Annotated in this window: 16 protein-coding genes and 1 pseudogene; 16 read left to right on the top strand and 1 reads right to left on the bottom strand. The window is 35.4% G+C overall.

All coding sequences use genetic code 11. From position 1 onward, the window contains the following. Nucleotides 1-62 precede the first annotated feature (62 nt). From BP18_RS04225 to BP18_RS04285, 13 genes and pseudogenes are all read left to right on the top strand, one after another. Entirely contained in the window at nucleotides 63-1,676 is a 1,614-nt protein-coding gene (locus BP18_RS04225) for a 2-oxo acid dehydrogenase subunit E2 (RefSeq protein WP_035050367.1), read from the top strand. Between the two features lie 12 nt (nucleotides 1,677-1,688). Beyond that, the gene (lpdA, locus tag BP18_RS04230; protein ID WP_029278032.1) at nucleotides 1,689-3,095 is read left to right on the top strand and encodes a dihydrolipoyl dehydrogenase; all 1,407 of its coding nucleotides are present in this window, start codon (nucleotides 1,689-1,691) and stop codon (nucleotides 3,093-3,095) included. 215 nt (nucleotides 3,096-3,310) lie between these two features. Continuing rightward, nucleotides 3,311-4,249: a lactate/malate family dehydrogenase gene (locus BP18_RS04235; protein WP_007722526.1), complete on the top strand. Its 939-nt coding sequence runs from the start codon at nucleotides 3,311-3,313 to the stop codon at nucleotides 4,247-4,249. A gap of 15 nt (nucleotides 4,250-4,264) precedes the next feature. Continuing rightward, on the top strand, nucleotides 4,265-4,546 hold the full coding sequence (locus BP18_RS04240) for a UPF0223 family protein (RefSeq protein WP_007722525.1): 282 nt from the start codon (nucleotides 4,265-4,267) through the stop codon (nucleotides 4,544-4,546). 59 nt (nucleotides 4,547-4,605) lie between these two features. Beyond that, nucleotides 4,606-5,409 carry an inositol monophosphatase family protein gene (locus BP18_RS04245; protein ID WP_155860438.1) on the top strand — a complete coding sequence of 268 codons (804 nt, stop codon included), beginning with the start codon at nucleotides 4,606-4,608 and terminating at the stop codon, nucleotides 5,407-5,409. Between the two features lie 254 nt (nucleotides 5,410-5,663). Continuing rightward, a complete protein-coding gene (typA, locus tag BP18_RS04250; RefSeq protein ID WP_007722523.1) occupies nucleotides 5,664-7,505 on the top strand; it encodes a translational GTPase TypA in 1,842 nt (613 codons plus the stop codon). A 482-nt stretch (nucleotides 7,506-7,987) separates the two neighbouring features. Next, nucleotides 7,988-9,157 carry an FtsW/RodA/SpoVE family cell cycle protein gene (locus BP18_RS04255; RefSeq protein ID WP_007722522.1) on the top strand — a complete coding sequence of 390 codons (1,170 nt, stop codon included), beginning with the start codon at nucleotides 7,988-7,990 and terminating at the stop codon, nucleotides 9,155-9,157. Between the two features lie 102 nt (nucleotides 9,158-9,259). Continuing rightward, nucleotides 9,260-12,691 carry a pyruvate carboxylase gene (locus tag BP18_RS04260; RefSeq protein ID WP_035050368.1) on the top strand — a complete coding sequence of 1,144 codons (3,432 nt, stop codon included), beginning with the start codon at nucleotides 9,260-9,262 and terminating at the stop codon, nucleotides 12,689-12,691. Between the two features lie 98 nt (nucleotides 12,692-12,789). Then, the gene (locus BP18_RS04265; protein WP_029277979.1) at nucleotides 12,790-13,971 is read left to right on the top strand and encodes a CAP-associated domain-containing protein; all 1,182 of its coding nucleotides are present in this window, start codon (nucleotides 12,790-12,792) and stop codon (nucleotides 13,969-13,971) included. A 52-nt stretch (nucleotides 13,972-14,023) separates the two neighbouring features. Next, complete coding sequence (locus BP18_RS04270; RefSeq protein ID WP_007722517.1) at nucleotides 14,024-14,335, top strand: YlbG family protein; 312 nt, start codon at nucleotides 14,024-14,026, stop codon at nucleotides 14,333-14,335. 106 nt (nucleotides 14,336-14,441) lie between these two features. Beyond that, nucleotides 14,442-15,017 (top strand): annotated as a pseudogene (rsmD, locus tag BP18_RS04275) (16S rRNA (guanine(966)-N(2))-methyltransferase RsmD); the annotation flags it as partial. Beyond that, a complete protein-coding gene (gene coaD / locus BP18_RS04280; protein ID WP_007722515.1) occupies nucleotides 15,010-15,495 on the top strand; it encodes a pantetheine-phosphate adenylyltransferase in 486 nt (161 codons plus the stop codon). The pseudogene rsmD and the gene coaD, both read left to right, overlap by 8 nt. A 43-nt stretch (nucleotides 15,496-15,538) precedes the next feature. Beyond that, nucleotides 15,539-16,582, top strand: a complete 1,044-nt coding sequence (locus BP18_RS04285) for a SepM family pheromone-processing serine protease (RefSeq protein ID WP_007722514.1) — start codon at nucleotides 15,539-15,541, stop codon at nucleotides 16,580-16,582. A gap of 74 nt (nucleotides 16,583-16,656) precedes the next feature. Here the strand turns inward: BP18_RS04285 and BP18_RS04290 are convergent, their stop codons facing one another. After that, nucleotides 16,657-17,403, bottom strand: coding sequence for a tryptophan-rich sensory protein (locus BP18_RS04290; RefSeq protein ID WP_007722513.1), 747 nt, complete (start codon nucleotides 17,401-17,403; stop codon nucleotides 16,657-16,659). 147 nt (nucleotides 17,404-17,550) lie between these two features. Between BP18_RS04290 and BP18_RS04295 the strand changes: the two genes are divergently transcribed. The 3 genes from BP18_RS04295 to BP18_RS04305 all read left to right on the top strand — a co-directional run bounded on the left by BP18_RS04295 (nucleotide 17,551) and on the right by BP18_RS04305 (nucleotide 21,238). Next, the gene (locus tag BP18_RS04295; RefSeq protein ID WP_007722511.1) at nucleotides 17,551-18,264 is read left to right on the top strand and encodes a helix-hairpin-helix domain-containing protein; all 714 of its coding nucleotides are present in this window, start codon (nucleotides 17,551-17,553) and stop codon (nucleotides 18,262-18,264) included. A gap of 113 nt (nucleotides 18,265-18,377) precedes the next feature. After that, a complete protein-coding gene (locus BP18_RS04300; RefSeq protein WP_007722509.1) occupies nucleotides 18,378-18,893 on the top strand; it encodes a ComE operon protein 2 in 516 nt (171 codons plus the stop codon). A 35-nt stretch (nucleotides 18,894-18,928) separates the two neighbouring features. Beyond that, nucleotides 18,929-21,238, top strand: a complete 2,310-nt coding sequence (locus tag BP18_RS04305; protein WP_269319395.1) for a DNA internalization-related competence protein ComEC/Rec2 — start codon at nucleotides 18,929-18,931, stop codon at nucleotides 21,236-21,238. Nucleotides 21,239-21,274 lie beyond the last annotated feature (36 nt).

Below are 21,274 nucleotides of genomic sequence, written 5' to 3' on the forward strand. Positions count from 1 at the left end.
GTGTTAAAACTGAGATGATATTTCTAAAAGAATAGCTAAACAAAGAAGGGAAGAAAAATAACATGTCATTTAAATTTAAATTACCAGACGTTGGAGAAGGAATGGCTGAAGGCGAAATCGTAAAATGGTTAGTAGCTGAAGGCGATACAATTGAAGAAGAAGATTCAATTGTTGAAATCCAAAACGACAAATCTGTAGAAGAAATTGCAACTCCAGTTTCTGGAACCGTAAAAAAAATTATGGTTGAAGAAGGAACTGTAGCAACAGTTGGGCAAGTGATTATTGAAATTGATGCACCAGGATATGAAGATGAAGAAGAAGCAGCACCAGCTGCACCAGCAGCATCTACTCCAGAACCTGCAGCACCAGCTTCATCAGGAACTTCATTCTTCCAATTCAAAATGCCAGATGTTGGAGAAGGAATGGCTGAAGGCGAAATCGTAAAATGGTTAGTAGCTGAAGGCGATACTGTTAATGAAGAAGATTCTGTTGCAGAAATCCAAAACGATAAATCTGTAGAAGAAATTGCAACTCCAGTTTCTGGAACAATCAAAAAAATTATGGTTGAAGAAGGAACAGTCGCATTAGTAGGTCAAGTATTGATTGAAATCGATTCTCCAGAACACAATCCTAAAGGTTCAGCAGCACCCGTTGCTCAAGAAGCTCCTGCAGCTGAAACTTCAACATCTGCAGCAACACCAGCAGCAGCAACTTCAAACAAAAATGTTTTAGCAATGCCGTCTGTTCGTCAATTTGCTCGTGAAAACAACGTAGATATCACTCAAGTTACAGCTACTGGTAAAAATGGTCGCACAACTAAAGAAGATATTGAAAACTTCAAGAAAAATGGTGGAGAAGCTCCAACAGCTGCACCAACGACAACTGCATCAGTTGAAAAAGCTCCTGAAACGAAAGCTCCAGCAGCTAAGAAAGAAGCAGCTCCAGCTAAAGCATTCAAATCTAACCAAGCTGAACTTGAAACTCGTGAAGCAATGACACCAATGCGTAAAGCAATCGCTAAAGCAATGGTAAACAGTAAAGCAACTGCTCCACATGTTACTTTGTTCGACGAAGTAGATTCAACTAAATTGATGGCTCACCGTAAGCACTTTAAAGATATTGCAGCAAGCAAAGGTGTTAAATTAACATTCTTGCCTTACGTTGTTAAAGCAATCGTTTCAGTATTACGTAAATACCCAGCATTGAATGCATCAATTGATGATTCAACTAACGAAATTGTTTACAAACACTACTTCAACATTGGTATCGCTACTGACACTGATCGTGGATTATTTGTACCAGTTATCAAAGACGCTGACGCTAAGAGTATTTTCTCTATTGCAGGTGAAATTACTGAACTTTCTGGTAAAGCTACAGAAGGTAAATTAGCAGCTAACGAAATGAGTAACGGTTCAATTTCAATCAGTAACATCGGTTCAATCGGTGGAGGTTGGTTCACTCCAGTAATCAACTACCCTGAAGTTGCTATTTTAGGTGTAGGCCGTATCGCTAAAAAAGCTGTTGTTAACGCAGATGACGAAATTGTTGTAGCACCAATTATGCAATTGTCATTGAGTTTCGACCACCGTATCATTGATGGAGCAACTGCACAAAAAGCAATGAATGAATTGAAAACATTGCTTGCTGATCCAGAATTATTGTTAATGGAAGGGTAAGGTGAAGGTTAAATGGTAGTAGGAGATTTCGCAATAGAGTTAGACACAGTTGTTATTGGTTCAGGTCCCGGAGGTTATGTAGCAGCTATTCGTGCTGCTCAAATGGGACAAAAGGTTGCCATCATAGAAAAAGAGTATATTGGTGGCGTTTGTCTTAACGTTGGATGTATTCCTTCTAAAGCACTTATCAGTGCTGGACACCACTATCAAGACGCCTTAGATTCTTCTGTTTTTGGAGTAACTGCTGAAAACGTGGTTCTTGATTTTGCTAAAACTCAAGAGTGGAAAAACAATAAAGTTGTAGCATCTTTAACTAAAGGTGTTGAAGGTTTATTGAAAAAAAATAAAGTAGAAATTCTTCGTGGTGAAGCTTACTTCAACGATGAACATACTTTACGTGTAATGACTGAAGTAGCTGCACAAACGTATTCATTTAACAATGCAATTGTTGCAACTGGTAGTCGTCCAATTGAAATCAAAGGTTTCAAATTTGGTAAACGTGTGATTGACTCAACTGGTGGATTGGCTTTACCAGAAGTTCCTAAAAAACTTGTTGTAGTTGGTGGCGGATATATTGGTAGTGAATTAGCTGGAGCTTACGCAAACTTAGGAGCAGAAGTAACGATTCTTGAATTTGCACCATCTATTTTACCAACATTCGAAAAAGACATGGTTAAATTAGTAACAGATAACTTTAAAAAGAAAAATGTTACAATTGAAAACAATGCAATGGCTAAAGAAGCTGTTGAAACTGAAAATGGCGTATCTGTCACTTATGAAGTGAAAGGCGAACAAAAAACAATTGAAGCTGATTATGTAATGGTAACAGTTGGTCGTCGTCCAAATACAGATGAACTTGGTTTAGAATCAACGGGTGTTGAAATGAATGAACGTGGACTTGTTAAAGTTGACGCTCAAGGTCGTACAAACGTTAAGAATATTTATGCAATTGGAGATATCACTCCAGGAGCAGCTTTAGCTCATAAAGCTAGTTACGAAGCTAAAATTGCTGCAGAAGCTATTTCTGGCAAAAAAGTTGCGATAGATTACAGAGCTATGCCTGCTGTTGCTTTTACAGATCCTGAACTAGCAGTTGTTGGTTATACAGCTGCAGAAGCTAAAGAAAAAGGATTAGATGTGAAAACATCTAAATTCCCATTAGCTGGTAATGGACGTGCATTGTCTTTAAATGCTACTGAAGGATTTGTTCGTTTAGTAACTACTAAAGATGAAGGTATTATTGTAGGAGCTCAAATCGCTGGTGTGAGTGCTAGTGATGTAATTGCTGAACTTGCTTTAGCAGTTGAATCAGGAATGGTTGCAGAAGATATTGCTTCAACTATTCATGCACACCCATCATTAGCTGAAGTTTCTATGGATGCTGCTGAATTAGCATTGGGTCTTCCAATTCACGCTTAATCAAAAATCTACTTTTAGATAGTTATCTTAATTGTTCCAATTAGGATGTGTCCATACTGAAAAAGAGCTTCTCATTCTATTTTAGAGTGAGAAGCTCTTTTTAATTTCTAAAAAACAGTAGGTATCTTATTGCCACTTGAATGATGTATTTTGGTATACTAGTTAATAAAGCTCGCTAAACAACTAAAACGAAGCAAGGCACTGGGGGAGTAAAGATGAAAAGTGATGGAAAAATAATAGTAGTGGGATCGGATGATACTGCATATCAGCTTTGTTTGCTAAGTATGACCGCTTTACAATTGGAAGAAATTTATTTGTTTCCTTCTTCATCTCAACAAGATGACAAAGTCGATGATTTGCACTATGTTTCTGAATTGTTTTCTACGAACAAACTGAAAATTGCTACTGAGAAAGATTTTTCAGAAGCTAAAATGCTGATTTTAACGGCTAGAGAGACACGACTTGAAAATGAACCGGAATCTGAGTATATTAGAAGAAACATATTGTTGGTGCGTAAAATAGTTAATCGAATAATGGCTTCAGGGTTTAATGGACTTTTTTTAGTAGCAAATGAGATGAATGATTTATTTACATATTTAGTATGGAAATTTTCCGGCTTGCCTAAATCCAAAATATTTGGAATAGGGACTTACATCGATACGGTTTATTTTCAAAAATTATTGAGTGATACATTAGAAGTTTCTTTTTGTGATGTAAAAGGGTATATTATTGGAGGAAGAAAACCTACGCAAAAAATTGCAGCTTGGAGTCGTTCCAGCATTGGTGGGAATTCATTGCTAGGTTTAATCATGGACCCAAGTATTGCTATCAGTCAAGAAAATATGTTTGAGATTGAAGAAAAACTAAATAAACAGAATCTAACGAACGAGAATAGTGAATTAACAGTGACAACTGCGACCGCAGTGCTTAAATTAGTACAATTCATTTTAACTAATGAAAAAGCAGTGGTTCCTCTTGTTCATCTTATGGATATTGGAGAAATGAAAGATATCCCATTATCAGTGCCTGTATTATTGGGAGAAAGTGGAATAAGACAACTTGTTGGGTTGAACTTTTCTGATACAGAGCAAAAAGACTTGCTGACAATTGCTAAAGAAATTAGAACTCAGTTGGATTGGATAGAACAAGGCTAAAATATGGAGGGTAAAATGGATAAAAATTATAGTTATCCAATTGATTATGATTGGACAAAAGAACAAATGGAAAGTGTAGTAAATATTTGGCGCATGGTAGAATTGGCTTATGAAAAAGAAATTGACCGAGAAGAATTTTTAATGAAGTATAAAAAATTTAAACAAGTTATTCCTGCTATTGGAGAGGAAAAAAGATGGGGCAATAAGTTTGAAGCACTTTCAAATTACTCTCTTTACCGGGTAGTAAAAGAGGCGAAAACATCTACAAAAAAGAGAATCCACTTAATTGAAAGATAGACTATTTGTATTTTAGTTGATTTTATTGGTAGACTAAAACAAATTACTTTTGATAGGAAGTGAATTTTTTGAATCAATTTAAAGAAAGAAATCAACTGATAAAAGAATGGATTTATGAAGCTGCTGAAACAATCAAAAAATCATTTGATGCAGAATTAGATATTCAACAAAAATCAAATCGAAATGATTTAGTAACAAATATGGATAAAGCTATTGAAAAACACTTTATTGAAAAGATTCATCATTTTTTTCCTGGAGAACGGATTTTGGGAGAAGAAGGCTTTGGAGATGCTGTTCATAGTTTAGATGGAGTAGTATGGATTATTGATCCTATCGATGGGACACTGAATTTTATCAAACAACAGGATGACTTTGCTATTATGATAGCCGTTTATGAAAATGGAGAAGGTCAGTTAGGATACATCTATGATGTAATGCAAGACAAATTGTATGCTGCCCAAGTAGGTGAAGGAGCTTCCTGTAATGGAAAGCAACTCTCTCCTATTAAAGATACTTCTTTAAAAGAAGGACTTGTGGCTATCAGCAGTGCCCTTATGTCAGAAGAAACAGGTTTGGCTAGAACTGTTGGTAGAGCAAGTTCAGGTGTGCGATTAATCGGTTCAGCTGGTATCGAAACAGTTCATGTTGCTTCAGGACGTTTAGTCGCGTACTTGGCAGCCTCGCTAGCTCCGTGGGATATCGCTGCTGGTAAAGTAATTGCTGAAGAGGTAGGATTGGTTTACACAAAGTTAAATGGGGATAAAATCGATTTATTGCAAAAAAACCCTTCATTAGTTGCCACTCCTACAGCACATCAGGAAATCGTTGATTTGTTAAATTCAAATGGGAAAAGTTATATGTGAATTACTTAATGAATAAATCGCTTTCAGTAAAAAAGTTGCAGTTATCCCGTCTTTTTTCTTTTCAAATGGATATTTAAGTGTTAGAATAGACAAGTTGATAGTTGTCTTCATAAGTTTTCAATGCGTTTTCATCAAAGAATTGCAAAAAACTTATGGATAGTTCAAGTGCAGAAAAGTATTGAACAATTTTTTTATTCGTAGATAGCGATTCAGTAGCATTGAAATAATAAGAAGAATCTTGGAGGAATACATTAATGAAAAGAAGAGAAAACCTTAGAAACGTAGCCATAATTGCCCATGTCGACCATGGTAAAACAACACTAGTTGATGAGCTATTAAAACAATCAGATACATTAGATGCACGTAATCAAATGGGTGAACGTGCAATGGATTCAAATGCAATCGAACAAGAACGTGGAATTACAATTTTAGCTAAAAACACAGCTGTTAAATACAAAGACACTAATATCAACATCTTGGACACACCAGGACATGCTGACTTTGGTGGAGAAGTTGAACGTATTATGAAAATGGTTGATGGTGTAGTTTTAGTTGTCGATTCTTATGAAGGAACAATGCCTCAAACACGTTTTGTATTGAAAAAAGCTTTGGAACAAAATGTTGTTCCTATCGTTGTTGTAAATAAAATCGATAAAGATTCAGCTCGTCCTGCAGAAGTAGTTGACGAAGTGTTAGAATTATTTATTGAATTAGGTGCAAATGACGATCAATTAGATTTCCCAGTTATTTACGCTTCAGCAATGAACGGAACAACTAGTTTATCAGATGACAAAAATGATCAAGAACCAACAATGGATTACATCTTTGATACAATTATTAAAGAAATCCCAGCTCCAATCGATAACTCTGAAGAGCCTTTACAATTCCAAGTATCATTATTAGATTATAATGACTATGTTGGACGTATTGGTATCGGACGTGTATTCCGTGGAACAATCAAAGTTGGAGATTCTGTAACATTGAGTAAATTAGACGGATCAACTAAAAACTTCCGTGTAACAAAACTTTTCGGATTCTTTGGATTAGATCGTATCGAAATTCAAGAAGCTAAAGCAGGAGATTTAATTGCTGTTTCAGGTATGGAAGATATCTTTGTTGGAGAAACGGTTACACCAGTTGACCACGTTGATCCATTACCAATTCTTCATATTGACGAACCAACATTACAAATGACTTTCTTAGTAAACAATTCTCCTTTCGCAGGTCGCGAAGGTAAATGGGTAACTTCACGTAAAATTGAAGAACGTTTAATGTCAGAATTGCATACCGATGTTTCATTACGTATTGATCCTACTGATTCTCCAGATGCATGGATCGTTTCAGGTCGTGGAGAATTGCATTTAGCAATCCTTATTGAAAACATGCGTCGTGAAGGTTACGAATTGCAAGTTTCTCGTCCAGAAGTTATCTTAAAAGACTTTAATGGTGTTCAATGTGAACCTTTTGAATTAGTTCAAATTGATACTCCAGAAGAATACATGGGTTCAATTATTGAATCTTTAAGCGCTCGTAAAGGTGAAATGACAGACATGGTTAATAATGGGAATGGCCAAGTTAAATTGACATTCTTAGCACCAGCTCGTGGATTAATCGGATATTCTACTGAATTCCTTTCAATGACTCGCGGATACGGAATCATGAACCACACATTTGATCAATACTTGCCACGTTTAAAAGTTAAAATTGGTGGCCGTCGTAATGGAGCTTTAGTTTCAACTGAAACGGGTAAAACTACAACTTACGGTATCATGGGTGTTGAAGACCGTGGAACGATCTTCATTGAACCATCTACTGAAATTTATGAAGGAATGATCGTTGGAGAAAACTCTCGTGAAAATGACATTACTGTTAACATCACGAAAGCTAAACAAAAAACTAACGTCCGTTCTGCTAATAAAGACCAAACTAACGTAATCAAAGCACCTCGTCATTTAACACTTGAAGAATCATTAGAATTCTTAGGTGATGATGAGTATTGTGAAATTACACCTGAAAGTGTTCGTTTACGTAAACAAGTCTTAAACAAAAACGAACGTGAAAAATCTGCTAAGAAAAACAAAGCTTCACAAAATTAAAAATTAAAAGACAGTTTTCCAAAAGGGGTTAGCCACTTTTGGAAAACTGTCTTTTTTTTATGGCTCTTCGTCAAATAGTGTGGCTGCTTCAAAAAATTCTTTCAGAATAGCAGGATTTGCTTGTAAGAGCCCTGGTACCGTCTTAAGCCTCAAACACAGCTTAATCGCTAAAGCGTTAAATCTGTGTCATTCACATTGAATACTTTACAGGGCTACAAGCAATCCTATTCCTCCAGAAGTGTTAAGCATGAACTAAATTCATCTATCCACACTAAAAAGTATAGAGCCTTTTTTATCGGAATTCTCCATTAAATAGGCCATTAGGTTAAATTAGCACCCTTTGTTATTGTTGGATAGATATTTTGTTGCTATAATAACAGTGTTGCAGAAATTTTCATGGGTTACGAATAACTTAGTGTGTAACCAATACATGAATAAAATCAAAGAATAAGGGAGGCTAAAGGCTTCTTTTAGCCGCAAATATGAAAAAATTTAAATATCTTGATTACTATATTTTCATCCCTTATTTAGTTTTATCTATCATAGGGATTTTGATGGTATACAGTGCTAGTAGTTATATTGCTATAAATCAATACAATAATTCTCAATATTATTTTACTAGACAAGCCTTCTTTGTTGTGTTGGGTTTAATTACATGCTTGTTTGTTTTTTTATTCAAATATAAGCTATTAAAAAATAAACGTTTTTTAATTGTTGCTAGTGGGGTTATTGCACTGCTGTTGGTCTACTTGTTTTTCTTTGGTACAGTAACAAAAGGAGCAAAAGGTTGGATTTATATTTTGGGGTTTGGTTTTCAACCAGCTGAATTTGCAAAGATAGTTGTTATTTGGTATTTTGCTTATATTTTTTCTAAAAAGCAAAATCAGCTAGTACACAACTTTAAAGAAACGGTAACACCACCGTTAACACTGTTTGGTTTTTATATATTGTTAATTATTTTGCAACCCGATGTAGGTGGGGCAGCTATTTTACTCGTTACTGGAACGATTATGATTTTAGCAAGTGGGGTTTCTACAAAATTAGCAGCTGCTGTTGGAACAGTAGGAGTGGCTTTAATTGGAGGAATACTTGGGCTTGTGCGTGTATTTGGAATGAGTTTACCATTCCTTGAAGAGTATCAATACGATCGCTTTTTAGCTTTTTGGGATCCCTTTGCTGTTTCGGAAAGTGCTGGGCTTCAATTAGTCAATTCTTATTATGCATTAAAGCGCGGGGGTATTTTTGGAGTAGGAATAGGGGAAAGTATTCAAAAAACTGGTTATTTGCCAGAACCCTATACAGATTTTATTATGTCTATCATTGGAGAAGAATTAGGATTATTTGGTGTTTTCCTTATTGTTGGGTTATTCGGATTATTGATTCTACGTATTTATCTAGTCGGTATTCGTGCAAAAGATTCTTTTGGATCGCTTATTTGTATTGGAATTGCTACTATGTTATTAGTTCAAGGATTAGTCAATTTAGGCGGAGTTATCGGCTTGATGCCCATAACGGGAGTGACTTTTCCATTCATTAGTTATGGAGGGTCAAGTACGATTGTATTGACTATTTCAATTGGCTTAGTACTAAACGTAAGTGCAATAGATAAAAAGAATAGGCAACAAGAGTTAGAAAGAAAGCAATCTAAATAAAATAACGTTAAAAAATAGTTAGTGTGTCAATTTTCTTAAATGTAAATAAGCTTAAAAAGCCTGTTAAGCGGGTAATGAAATACAAGGATTAGGAGTGAGAAAGTGAAAAAAGTATTAGTAGCTAACCGCGGTGAAATCGCGATTCGTATTTTTAGAGCTTTAACAGAATTAACAATTGAAACGGTAGCAGTCTATGCACAAGAAGATGAAGGTGCCGTTCATCGTTTTAAAGCCGATGAAGCTTATTTAGTAGGAAAAGGAAAGAAACCAATCGATGCTTATTTAGACATTGAAGACTTGATTCGTATCGCAAAAGATTCAGGAGCAGATGCCATTCATCCAGGATACGGTTTTTTATCTGAAAACATTGATTTTGCTAGACGTTGTGAAGAAGAAGGCATTATTTTTATTGGTCCAAAATTGCATCATTTAGATATTTTCGGAGATAAAATAAAAGCTAAAGAAGCAGCTATTGCGGCTGGAATTCAATCTATTCCAGGGTCGGATGGTCCTGTGGATGATTTAGAAGGTGTTAAAGCCTTTGGAAAACAATACGGATATCCTATTATTATCAAAGCGGCTCTTGGTGGAGGCGGACGCGGAATGCGTGTTGCCAAAACAGAAGCTGATGTGAAAGATAGTTTTGAAAGAGCACAAAGTGAAGCTAAAGCTGCATTTGGTAGTGGTGAGATTTATGTCGAACGTTATATACAAGATCCAAAACATATCGAAGTTCAAATTTTAGGAGATACTCACGGCAATATCGTTCATTTATATGAAAGAGATTGTTCTGTGCAACGTCGTCATCAAAAAGTTGTTGAGGTAGCACCGTGTGTTTCTATTTCAGATGAACTAAGAATGAAAATGTGTGAATCAGCTGTTCAATTGATGGAGCATGTTGGGTATGTAAATGCTGGAACTGTCGAGTTTCTATTAGAAGGCGAAAACTTTTACTTTATTGAAGTGAATCCTCGTGTTCAAGTTGAACACACGATTACTGAAATGATCACTGGAATCGATATCGTTCAAGCACAAATATTAATCGCTCAAGGCAAAGACTTGCACAAAGATATTCATATCCCACAACAAAAGGATATTCCGTTAATCGGCGCAGCCATCCAATGTCGTATCACAACTGAAGACCCTATGAATAATTTCCTGCCAGATACAGGTAAAATCAATACGTACCGTTCTCCAGGTGGATTTGGTATTCGTTTGGATTCAGGAAATGGATTTCAGGGAACTGTTGTAACGCCTTTCTTTGATTCGTTGCTGGTTAAACTTTGTGTCCAAGCATCAACATTTGAATTAGCTGTTCAAAAAATGGCTCGTTCATTAAAAGAATTCCGTATTCGTGGTGTGAAAACGAATATTCCATTCATGCAAAATGTAATTTCTCATCCAGTGTTCTTATCTGGGCAAGCCAAAACAACTTTTATTGATACTACACCTGAGTTGTTTAAGTTTTCTAAGGTTAGAGACCGTGGAAATAAAACGATGCATTATATTGGAAATATTACTGTCAATGGATTTCCAGGAATTGAAAAAAGAGATAAAAAATTCTTTGAGCCAGCAAGAAAACCAGCTAAATTAGTGTTGTTAAATAATGATTATGAAAGTGCAAAAAATATACTAGATAAAAATGGTGCAGATGCAGTAGTCGAGTGGATCAAAAGCAAGAATGAAGTGTTGTTGACGGATACGACGTTCAGAGATGCTCATCAGAGTTTATTAGCTACTCGTGTGCGAACACAAGACTTCTTAAACATTGCTGAAGAGACGCAAAAAGGAATTCCACAATTATTTTCTTCAGAGATGTGGGGTGGAGCGACTTTCGACGTAGCTTACCGTTTTTTAAATGAAGATCCGTGGGAAAGATTAGAAAAATTGCGTAAAAAAATGCCGAACACGTTATTTCAAATGTTGTTTAGAGGCTCAAATGCGGTTGGATACCAGAATTATCCAGATAATGTTATTGAAGCATTTATCCAAAAAGCAGCTCAAAATGGCATAGATGTATTCCGTATTTTTGACAGTTTGAACTGGATTCAACAAATGGAAAAAAGCATTCAAAGTGTTCGTGACAATGGCAAGATTGCTGAAGCAACTATTTGCTATACTGGAGACATCAATGACCCTTCAAGAGACAAATATACAGTAGAATACTACAAAGATATGGCCAAAGAATTGGAAAACCAAGGAGCTCATATTATTGCAGTAAAAGATATGTCAGGAATATTAATGCCTCAAGCTGCTTATCGACTGATTAGTGAATTAAAAGAGACAGTAAATGTCCCAATTCACTTGCATACGCATGATACGAGTGGAAATGGTATCTTTACCTATGCGGCAGCTGTAAAAGCTGGTGTGGACATTGTAGATGTGGCTATGAGTGCTATGAGTGGAGCAACTAGCCAACCTAGCATGAATAGTTTGTATTATGCATTGCTAAATGCGGATAGAGCTCCTGATATCAACATTAATAATGTTCAACAAATCAATCACTACTGGGAAGATGTTCGTTCGCTTTACAGTGATTTTGAAGTAGGTATCAGTGCACCTTCGACTGAAGTCTATCAACATGAGATGCCAGGTGGACAATACACTAATCTACAACAACAAGCTAAAGCCATCGGTCTAGCTGAACAATGGGATGAAATCAAAGGGATGTATGCGACGGTTAATAAAATGTTTGGCGATATCGTTAAAGTAACGCCTTCATCAAAAGTCGTTGGAGACATGGCCTTGTTTATGGTTCAAAACAAACTTTCAGAAGAAGATGTTTATGAAAAAGGCATGACTATTGATTTCCCTGAATCGGTTATCAGTTTATTTATGGGAGACTTAGGTCAACCGACAGGCGGTTTTCCTGAAAAACTGCAACGCATTGTTTTAAAAGGCAAAGAGCCCATCACCGTTCGTCCTGGTAGTTTAGCTAAACCAGTTGATTTTAATGAGGTTAAAAAAGAATTAGCTGAAAAAATAGAAGCAGAGCCAACAGAAGAAGATGTTCTTAGTTACATCATGTATCCGCAAGTATTCTTGGAGTATCGAAACAATCTTGAAACCTTTGGTGAGGTAACATTGTTAGATACGATGACATTTTTCCACGGTATGCGTACGGGTGAATCGATCGAAGTACAAATTGAAAAAGGAAAAACCTTGATTATAAAACTGAATCAAATAGGCGAACCTAATTCTGAAGGTATGCGTATTTTGTACTTCGATTTAAACGGCCAGGGTAGAGAAGTAGTCGTAAAAGATTACAGTATTACAAGTACAAAAGCTGTTCGTAAAAAAGCAGAGCCGACTAATAAAGAACATGTTGGTGCTACTATGCCAGGTTCTGTCTTAGATGTATTAGTTCAAAAAGGAGAACGAGTAACTCTGGGACAACCAATCATTATAACGGAAGCCATGAAAATGGAAACAACTATTAAAGCAAATGTGGAAGGAATCATTGATCAAATTTACGTTACTAATGATGATGTTATTGAAACAGGAGATTTATTAATTGAGATAAAAGTTAAATAAATCTTAAGTAGACTAATGGACTATAAAAGCTGACTTGTTAAAATAGAAGAAATTGTAGTTTAGAATACTTTAGCTACCAAATTGAGGAGGCTAAATGAGTGAAGACCTTTTTAAGAGCCTTGCCTTTGGTTATTATTATGCTGTGTGCCACTTACTGGCTACCAGAAATTATTTCCAAAAATCCAGCTGATATTATCACGCCAAAAGAAGAAAGTGAATCGATTCAATCGGATTCTTTTGACTATCAAACAACGGATTTAAAGCCTGAACAACTGCCAATTTCAGGTTTAGGCAGTTATATAGGGCAAAAAGTCGAAAATTTCACCGGAAAGTTTGGTGAGCCAAGTCGAAAAGATCCGACTAGTTACGATGAGGAACAGTGGATTTTTGGGGAAGATGAAACGGACTATATTCAATTAGGAGTAAAAAACGGCGTAATCACGAATTTATTTGCATTGGGATCTAATTTAGATGTTGCGCCCTTTAAAATTGGCATGTCTATTACAGAGGTATTTCAAATTGCTAGTTTTTATCCAACTTATACTGTAGAGAGCCAAGATGAGCAAGTGACTTTGGAATTAACAGAAAGAGATTTGAACTATCGACCGCTCATTGCTTTTGATAATCAAACATTTGCGGTATTAATGATGGATCGTTCGACAAACAATATTACTGCAGTTCGCTATTTGGATGCTGCATCTTTACTTCAGTTAGGCGTATATGATAATGGTTCTGTAGCCAGTAAAAACGCTGCTATTAAAATGGATGAAGCAAAGCAACAAGCAATTAGTGAAGCCAATAAAAATCAAGTATATGAGATAGTATATATCTTGCGTCAAAGGTATGAGCTGCCTGCTTTGAGTCAAAGTGATGCTTTATCTGAAGTTGCTCAAAACATCTTTGTTGATCATGAAGCGCAGCTGTCTCGTCAAACAGAAGAAAGCAACTCTGCTGAATCGACAAGTTCTAGTGAACCTGAAACGAGTGATTCTGCTTCTATTGAAACATTTATCCTTGAAGATGAACGTGCACCTAATCAAGATAAAGTAGATCAAGAGATTCAATCGCTCACTAGTGACCAAATAGAACTCACTTTACAAGAAACCGATTTGAAACTAAATGAAGTTCGGGTTTTGTATTCAAATCAGAAAACGGATATGACTTGGTTGGTAACAAATTGGTTCACACTTGAAACTGAACGGAATTTTCTAATGGATGAAAAAATGGTAGAGATTGGCATAGCGTATCGTGATGAGGATATCTTACTCATTCTTCATTAAAAAAATAGGTTTAGTCTAAAGAATAAAAGTTTAATAAAAGAGGAGGGAAGATATGGAGTTAGCCACAAATGAAAGACAAGGAATCATTGTTTGGGTATACAGTCTAAGACACTTTAAAACACTTAAACGTTTTGGGTTGATTCATTATGCTTCTCGGAGAATGAAATATGTTGTGATGTATATTAATCAAGCGGATGTAGAAATGACACAAAAAAAGCTAGCAGAACTTCATTTTGTTCGAAAAGTAGAATTGTCATACAGACCCTTTATTAATTTGGATTTTAAAGATTTTTTTGGAAAAGAAAACAAAAGTGCTAGTAAAGAGCAGAGTGAAGATAGCGATTCTAAAGAAACCGTTTTTTAATCATAAATGCTAAACAAATCGATAGATACATCGGTTTGTTTAGCATTTAGTTTTATGGAAGATGTTTCTGTTTAAATCGGTAAATTGAAAAACGAAAGGAAGTTTAAAGATGCGAATTATTACAGGTGAATACGGAGGCAGAAAATTAAAGGCTGTTCCTGGAAACAATACGAGACCAACGACGGATAAAGTGAAAGAATCTATCTTTAATATCATTGGTCCTTATTTTGACGGCGGAGTTTGTTTGGATTTATTTGCTGGAAGTGGCGGATTGGCTATCGAAGCTGTTTCTCGTGGGATGGAAAAAGCAGTGTTAATTGATCAAGATCCGCTAGCTATTAAAACAATCAAAGAAAATATTAGTGTAACAAAAGAAGCGGACAAATTTGATGTTTATCGTAACGATGCCAATCGTGCAATTACATTATTAAAAGGAAATAAAAAATTCGATCTTTTATTTTTAGATCCTCCATACGCTAAGCAAGAAATTGAAAAGCAAATTGAAAAAATAATTGATTCTGAATTATTAAATGATAAAGCGATTATCATTTGTGAGTTAGATAAACGTACACAATTGAAAGAGGTTATTGGAGCAGCAACTGTTTTTAGACAAGAATTTTATGGAGCAAGTCAGATTGTTATGTATGAATATAACAGTGAAGAGGAGGAAACAAATGGATAAAATAGCTTTGTTTCCCGGGAGTTTTGACCCTTTTACCAATGGTCATTTAGACACTGTCGAAAGAGCGTCAAAGTTATTTGATCAAGTTGTAATAGCCGTTGCAACTAATTCAACTAAAAATGCATTGTTTTCTTTAGAAGAAAAAATCACGTTTATAAAAAAAGCAGTCGAACACATTGAAAATGTCAGTGTAACCGAGCATAGTGGTGGGCTAACAGTTAATCTAGCAAAGAAAATCGGTGCGGTAACTTTATTAAGAGGATTGCGGAACAATGCGGACTTTGAGTATGAATCGACGATTGCAACAATGAATAAAATTCAACATAAGGATATTGAAACGATGTTTTTAATGTCAAATGAGAAATACCGTTTCTTAAGTTCAAGCTTAATTAAAGAAGTAGCGATGTTCGGAGGAGATGTTTCTAGTCTTGTTCCAGCGGGTGTTAATGAAGCCATAAAAATAAAATACCAAAAATAAACGCAAATGATGGATAAATTTATGCATACAGAGGGTGAATGGAATGAACGCTAAGGGAAAAAAGAAACGGAAAGACCTGTTTATTTTACTAATTGTCGTGATTCTTTTAGGAATACTTGTGCCAATTCCTTATTATATAGAAGGACCTGGCTCGGCGGTTCAGCTAAACGAATTAGTAAAAGTCAATAATAAAACAGATCAAGAAGCTGGTCATTTTATGTTGACGACAGTTGCTATTCGCAGAGCTACTCCATTGACGTATTTTATGAGATACTTGCCTTTTCATGAAGGGCTAACCAAAGAAGAGCTTTATGGAACAGGCACTTCTGATGCAGAATATACAAATTTGCAACATTATTATATGACTAGTTCCATTAATTCAGCTATTGAATTAGCTTATGATGCAGCTGAAGAATCCTATCAGCTGAGTTACAATGGAGTTTATATTATGTCAATTTTAGAAGGTTCTGATTTTGACGATAAGTTAGAAGTTGGGGATACCATTCTTTCGCTTGATGGGCAAACGTTTGCTAGTTCTGCTGAATTTATTGATTATGTTCAACAACAAAGCATTGATCAAAAAATTGAAGTAGCCTATGAGCGCGATGGTAAAAAACACACAACATCAGGTAAATTGATGGAAATGCCCGAAACTAAAAAAGCGGGTTTAGGTATTTCTTTAGTAGACAACACTTCAATTGAAACAGATATCCCGGTAGCTATAGATGCTGGAGAAATTGGAGGCCCGTCAGCTGGTTTTATGTTTGCTTTACAGATATATACACAATTAACTGGTGAAGATTTGCGCGATGGTCATGAAATTGCGGGTACAGGAACGATAGCACCAGATGGAACAATAGGTCGCATTGGTGGAATTGATAAAAAAGTTGTAGCAGCTAGCAAAGAAGGCGCATCAATCTTTTTTGCACCAGATGATACCATTGATCCAGTGATTCAAGCCAATTACCCTGATATGACTTCTAACTATCAAGAAGCCCTCAAAGCGGCAAAAAAAATTGATACAAAAATGAAAATAGTTCCTGTTAAAACATTTCAAGATGCAATTGATTATTTAGAAGGCTTATAATCCCATAAAATGAAATGAACGAATAAGAAAAAAGGCTAGGACGAAAAAATGTCCTAGCCTTTTTTTGTGAATTTTTAAAAATGATATGGATTTTTTTTAGTTGTTCCACGATTAATGACGAATGAAGCAATGATTCCTATCAAAAGGATAACAGCTAAAACAATTGTGACCAATGCGATTAAACGGTGATCAGGCAAGTTTTTTGTAAATATCCCATACATTGCCCAAACAAATACTAATACAATAGCCCAATCTTTTAAATAAAAAATAATTCCTAATCCCACCAGAGTGGTCAAACCTAAGAGTGCATAGGTTAATACTGTTTGAATGCTTGTTTCAATTCCAACGCTAGCAACTAACCAATAACTGAAATTTGTGATTGTAGCAACGATAATCCATCCTAAGTAAAGTGAAATAGGAATGAGATAGAGCATGGAAGAAGAAGCTTTTTTTTGAGCTTGATATAAAAAGATAAGCGCTAAAAGCAGTAAGAAGATAATAATAAAAGCAATACCGTCTAAAAGAAAATGCCAAACTAAAATCCAACTCGTATTAAGTAAACAAGTTAATAAAAATCCCCAGTATTGTGAAGGACTTAAAGTTTGCTTTTTAAAACTAACACTTAACAGCCATAACAACAGCGCTAAGTAAATGACTCCCCAAATGCTAAAAATGAATCCCGCTGGAGTAAAAAACACATCATGCATATCTGAGATTTCACCCGTTTGGTAACCGTTTATTGGGAGAATGTTCGCTAAAGCGTTTACAGCAATCATGAGTACATAAGCTGCATAGAGTACAATTTGTTTTCCGATAGTCATCTCGTCACCCCTTATTTAATAGTGTTCTTTAATCTACTCAACCATACTACAATTTTGTAAAAAAATAAATTAAAGCGACTGTTTAAAAGAAAATAAGCTTTTTTACGCATAGTATTTATAGAAGGACTCGAAAAGGAGTGTAAGGGGATGTTGAAAACTAGCAAAGAATGGTTTGTCAAAAAAAGATTACTGATTGAAATAGGTCTGCTTGTTTGTTTGATTCTCAGTATAGTAGGGGTTAGTTTTCTATTTTTTAAAGATGCAAAAGCAGTCGAAGAACCTTCAACTATGATGAGTTATTTGGCAAGTGAAAATAAAAGTTCAAAAAATTCGATTCAAATGGAACAAAGTTCTGAAAGTCTCATAGATAAAATGTATGTTGATGTCAAAGGAGCCGTATACTTTCCTGGGGTGTATGAAGTGACAAGTGATATGCGATTGATTGATGCGATTAAACTAGCTGGTGGATTTAGTGAGAAAGCCAATCAGAATCCAGTTAACTTATCATTGAAATTAACAGATCAAATGGTCATATTCATTTCAGAAGTCGGAACAGAAGAATCAGAAGAAACAAATGAAGCAGTCAAAGAACCTTCAGCAGCTGTTATTGAAGAAACTGTGATTACGCTACCTAAAGAAAGTGAGGGAAATACAAATGCTACAAAAGTGAATATCAATCTTGCAGACGCTATCGAATTGCAGCAATTATCTGGAATAGGTGAAAAAAAAGCAGAACAAATCGTACTTTATAGACAAGAAAATGGTTCTTTTCAAACAATTGAAGATTTGAAAAATGTGTCCGGTATTGGAGAAAAAACTTTTGAAGCATTAAAAGCGAGTGTGACAGTGGGCAGTGACTAAAAAGAGCAGAAATAAAAATGAAGTGTTGAAAGTCTTAATGGCCTTTTGTATACTTGAGAAAATGTTTAAGATAATTGAATAGCTTAAACGGATAAATTAGTAGGAGGATGAGTATGACGGAACGCATACCATGGGATCAGTATTTTATGTCTCAAAGCTTATTGCTGTCTTTACGAAGTACCTGTACGCGATTAACTGTTGGAGCAACAATTGTAAGAGAGAAAAGAATTATTGCGGGAGGTTATAACGGTTCGGTTAGTGGAGATGTACACTGCATAGATGAAGGTTGTTATGTCGTTGACGGTCATTGTTTGAGAACAATACATGCAGAAATGAACGCCATTCTTCAATGTGCAAAATTTGGCGCACAAACTCAAGGTGCTGAAATATACGTTACTCATTTTCCGTGCTTACAGTGTACAAAAATGATTATTCAAGCGGGTATAACTAAAATATATTATTTAGAAGATTACCATAATGATCCTTATGCATTAAAGTTGATTGAACAAGCCCATGTTCAATGTCAAAAAGTTGCACTTCCAAAAGATTTTTTCCAACAACTCGATTTCACTACAAAGACACAAAGTAGTTTAAATCGTAGTGATGGCACATACCAATCCAATAGTTGAAGGGATATGCCCTTTTTTCAGCCATCTCCTGTTTATTGTGCGCGATTATTGTATTAACAACGCACTGGTTAAGCTATCTTTTACTTTTTATTTGGCTAATTCGGTTGGCAGCTACACGCAGAAAAGAATTGATTATTTATACTTGTTTGCTAATGAGTGCAACCTTTTTTTTTGCAGGATTTGAAAAGAATCATAACCGAACCGCCTTACTTGCAGAAGACCAATTATTTTTAATTGAACTCGATCCAAACAAGCTGAAGATTGATGGAGATCAAATTCAATTTTATGGCACGGTTAAAGAAGCCGGAACAAAGGTAAAACTTGCTGAAAAAGTGGTTGTTTTTTATCGATTATCTACTGAAGAAGAAAAGAATAATTGGAAGAAACAACAAAAGGTAGAAGATTTTATAGTGACGGGTTCTTTAGCTAAACCTGAAAAAAATAGAAATTTAAATCAATTTGATTACCATCGTTATTTGTACCGCAATAAAATCCATTGGATAGTAGAAGCGACTACTATTGATATCCATTCTGAACTACAGCAACAAACTTTTTTTGATAAACTAAATTTAAAAAATTTAAGACAAAATATCTTAGCTCATATTGAAAGTGAAACAACAGCTACTATTGCAAGTTACATAAAAACGCTGTTGTTTGCGGATACTAGCTCGATTGATGATCAAGTGATGAGCGGGTATAAAGAAATTGGTATTATTCATTTATTGAGTATTTCTGGCTTACACATTCAATTTTTTATAACAGGTCTAACCTATATTCTTTGGCGATTAGGTGTGACACGAGAACGAACCTATTTACTCTTATTGATTTTTCTACCATTATATGGCAGTTTAACCGGTTGGGGAACAAGTATTTTCAGAGCTATTGTAATGAGTTTACTCAGTCAAACAGGTGCACGTATTCGAAAACCTATTTCTGGTCTAGATGCATGGTCGTGGACGTTAATTTTTGGACTTTGGCTAAACCCTTATCAAATTTTTTCTATCGGCTTTCAGTTAAGCTATTTACTCAGCTTAACGTTAATGTTATTTTCGGACTCTTTGTTCAATCGGTCAAAACTGGCTAGTATAAATAATGTGGTTATTTCATTTATACTAACCCTTATTTCTATTCCAATTCTCAGCTTTCACTTTTTTGAGTTCTCATGGATAGGAATGTTTGCTAATTTAATTTTTGTTCCATTATTTACTTGGGTGGTCATGCCATTATCAATCTTCCTCTTTGCGAGTTCTTATCTGCTTTCAGGAACGCTTTTTTTTCATTTCCTGTCAAATTTAATGGAAAGTTTATTGGAGATGACTGAATGGCTGGTTTTAAAAATTAAACTCTTTCCATACAGTACGATTGTTACAGGCAAAGTTCCCTTTGGTTTATTCATCCTAATGATCATCGGATTGATTCTTTTTATTGTGGCTTTAGAGGGGCGAAAAAAAATAAAACGTTCCGTGGTTTTACTAGTAGTTGTTTTCACTATTTTTATTTATTACCAAAAATACAACCCTTTTGGAGAAGTTTTGGTATTAGATGTCGGTCAAGGAGATGCTATTTTAATTAAAAAGCCTTTTGGAGCCGGCGTATACCTGATTGATACGGGCGGAGCAATGGCATTTGAAAAAGAAGAATGGCAAATAAGAAAAAAACAATCCACTGTGGCAAGCCGAGTGTTAATACCCGTCATTAAGTCTTTAGGAGTGACGCAAATAGACCAAGTATTTATTACGCATGGTGATGAAGACCACATGGGTGAATTAAAAGAACTAGCCGAGAGCATTAACATTAAAAAGCTGATTTTCCCTGTAGGTACAACAAAAAAACAACCATTTTATGAAGCAGCACAAACATTAGAAAAGAACGGAACAAAATTAAGTGCACTTACGGCTGAAAATACGCAAAAGCAACTTTTTGGCCCTTCATTAGCAGTATTATGGCCCTTGAAAGCTGGTGAGGGCGAAAACAATGATTCATTAGTCCTGTACGGGAAAATAGGAGACTACTATTGGTTGTTTCCTGGAGATATTGAGGAAGCCGGAGAAGCAGAACTAGCGGCTCTCTATCCTAACTTAAGAGTGGATATCTTAAAAGTTGCCCATCATGGAAGCCAAACGTCGACTAGTGAGAAATTCGTTCAACAATTAAATCCTAAAATTGCATTAATATCTTGTGGATTAAACAACCGCTACAATCACCCGAATGAAGCTGTTATGGAAAGATTTGTTGAGTTGAATACAACTGTTTACCGCACTGATTTGCAAGGTAGTTTTAGGTATACGTATTCCGATGATTTGACGCGAGTGAAAGAAAGAGACTTTCAGACAATTCTAAAATAGTTCATGAATAGTCTTGCTAAATAATTTAATGCTTTG

Source organism: Carnobacterium jeotgali MS3 (assembly GCF_000745125.1).
In the GTDB taxonomy this organism is placed as follows: Bacteria; Bacillota; Bacilli; order Lactobacillales; family Carnobacteriaceae; genus Carnobacterium_B; species Carnobacterium_B jeotgali.